Annotated in this window: 2 protein-coding genes and 1 pseudogene; 1 reads left to right on the forward strand and 2 read right to left on the reverse strand. The window is 66.5% G+C overall.

Features of this window, described 5'->3' with window-relative positions:
* Positions 1 to 516: hypothetical protein (locus tag AC1DOC_RS29170; RefSeq protein ID WP_478131070.1), on the forward strand; the 516-nt coding region annotated here is incomplete at its 5' end.
* A gap of 237 nt (positions 517 to 753) precedes the next feature.
* Here AC1DOC_RS29170 and AC1DOC_RS29175 read toward each other — a convergent pair.
* Both AC1DOC_RS29175 and AC1DOC_RS29180 read right to left on the reverse strand, forming a co-directional pair.
* On the reverse strand, positions 754 to 1,131 hold the full coding sequence (locus AC1DOC_RS29175; protein ID WP_418147539.1) for a response regulator transcription factor: 378 nt from the start codon (positions 1,129 to 1,131) through the stop codon (positions 754 to 756).
* 154 nt (positions 1,132 to 1,285) lie between these two features.
* Positions 1,286 to 2,487: pseudogene (locus AC1DOC_RS29180) on the reverse strand (transcriptional regulator); the annotation flags it as partial.

The following is a 2,487-nucleotide window of genomic DNA, read 5'->3' on the forward strand; positions in this document are numbered from 1 at the left end:
GAAGAAACTGGACGAATCAATTTCGTCGATGGATGTAATGTAAACTGGGTTTACTGCGCGACGCAATACTTTTTTTGGGTGTTGTGTTTTTTTCTCACTCCACGTCCGTTCACACGGACGCTTTGCTCCGCCGCTCCAAGCATGTCCCTGCCTGCCATTCGTCGCAATAATGTCCTGATCCTCTTCGGCGACTTCGTTGCGGAGCGTGCGTCCAATGGGGCGGAACCGCTCGGCCTGGCGGCGAAGTTCGCGGAGAAGCTGCAGATCTCCGCGAGCATGTGGAGCCAGATCAAGAAGGGCCGCGTCATTTCCGACAAGCTCGCACGGCAGATCGAGAGCCGTTGTGGCAAGGAGCCACTTTGGCTCGATGCGCCTCAAAGCGCGGAGCCGTTGCAGGACCCGGGGGAGGAGCGCTTCGTCGAGCTGGCCCGCCGAGCCTATAGAGCTCAGAACGCGCGCGGCAAGCGTGCGCTGAGGACCATCTTGCTGGAGCATGGGGCGCCTCAGAAGGAGTGAGTGGGGCGGTCTTCTTCTGCCGTCTGGGATGCCTGACTGGAACGCCACGCAAGCTGGGCGTGAAGCGCAGGAGGTGCAGGGGCGCCAAGAAGTGGCTGCGGGGCGTGCGGCTAGAGAAGCTGAGCGCTAGATCGAGTCTTCTTGCGAAGGAACGGCGCGCCATGCTCGTGCCGCGGCGAACCATTTGCAAGAGTGCTCGAGTTCCAGGAAAAGCCAAGGCCGCAATCTAGACCATGGTCAGCCGCCCTGGAGTGCGCGGCCGATCCAGGCCTGCAGCTCGCGCGCGTCGATCGGCTTCTCGATCAGGCACAGCGCGGTGCTCGCCTGCACGCGCTCGCGCACACGGGCCGATGCGAGCGCGGTGATGAACAGCGTGGGAACGTGGATGCCCTGGCCCAGGAGCCGGTCCAGCAACTCGATGCCGTCCATCGCCGGCATCTGCACGTCGCACACCAGGCAGTGCGTATGGGCCGCCGTGCCGGAGGCAAGGAAGGCCGGGCCCGACGCGAACTCGCGCGCTTCCCAGCCGAGCGAACGCACGAGGCTGCTGGTCGCGGCGCGCACGAAAGGATCGTCGTCGACGATGGACACGAGTTCGATGCTGAGGGGTTGCAAGGGAAAAATCCGGGCTCTTTGACCTGGCAAGCGGCCGGGACGATCCCGCCGCCGCTGCCCGGTGCCCCAGATTAGCGCCGCCAGCGGGCGGCGCCATCATATGTAGGTATGGATGGCCGGCGCGCGCCCGTTGCCGGCCGGCCAGGGAGCACGGTCAGACGGCCGCGCCTTTTGCCTTGCCGAAGAGCTGCTGCGCCTGTTGAAGGTCCGTGGTGTCGAAGCCTTCGGTGTAGTGGGCAAGGATGCCTTCCAGCAGGGCTCGCGCCTCGCGCTCGCGTCCGGCTGCCTGCCACATCCGCGCAAGGTCGGTCGCCGTGCGCAGCTCCCACGCGCGCGCGCCTTGCTGCCTGCTGCTGGCGAGCGACTGGACGAGGCACTCCTCGGCTTGCGCCGCGTGCGAAGGCGACAGGCACGACAACGCGCGGGCCTTGGCCCGAAGGAGTTCCGGAAGGTTGTACAGGTCGCCTTTTGCATGCACCAGCGCCAGGGTGTCGTCCAGCAGTTCCAGCGCGTCGGCTGTCTGCCCCAGGGCGGTCAGGCCCTCGGCCAGCGTCAGGTTGAATGCCGTGGTGAGCAGCTCGTAGCGGGATTCGCGAAGCTCCACCAGGCAGTCCTGGATCGCCTGGACGCCGCGCCCGGCATCGCCGCGCCTGACGGCCAGTTCGCCCTTGACACCCCGGCCCACGGCCAGGTACGGCGTGAGCGAATGGGCCTCCGCGTAGGCGATGAATCGGTCGATGTCCCGTTCGGCGCGTTCCAGGTCGCCGACCCACATGTACACCGACACCGCCCAGATCAGCGCGATGCACAGCGTGACGGGATGGTCCAGTTGCCGCGCTTCGTCGACGGCGCGCTGCGCGAGCACGACGGCCTGCGACGGGTAGCCCTGGAGCCACAAGGTCCTGGCCAGCGCGATGCGGGCGCGGTTGCGCAGATCGAATCCAGAGTAGATGCTGCTGTCCTGCAGCGAGTCGGGCGACCCGGCGAGCGCGGCTTCGAGCAGGCGCCTGGCCTCGGGCTGATCGCCCAGCAGATGGTTGCAGAGCCCGACCAGCGAATTCGCCGCGGCCACCGCGGTTGCGTCGCCGATGGTGCTGGCCACGCGGGCGCAGCGATGCGCGTATTTCAATGATTCGACGAAGTCGCCGATGCGCTCGTGAAAGATCTGGAGCCGGCCAAGCAGCTGGACCTGGCTGGCGGCATCTTCCAGTGCCTCGGCCACCTCGAGGCTGCGCTCCAGAGCCGCCCGCACCTCGTCGCTGTTGCCGCGGGTGAACATCTGCGAGACACCGATGGCTGCCTGCAGGTGCATTTCGGTCGAGCTGCCGCGCAGTGTGGGCGTGAGCTGCGCAAGCG

The sequence above is a fragment of the Variovorax sp. 01T439_2 genome, assembly GCF_056398445.1.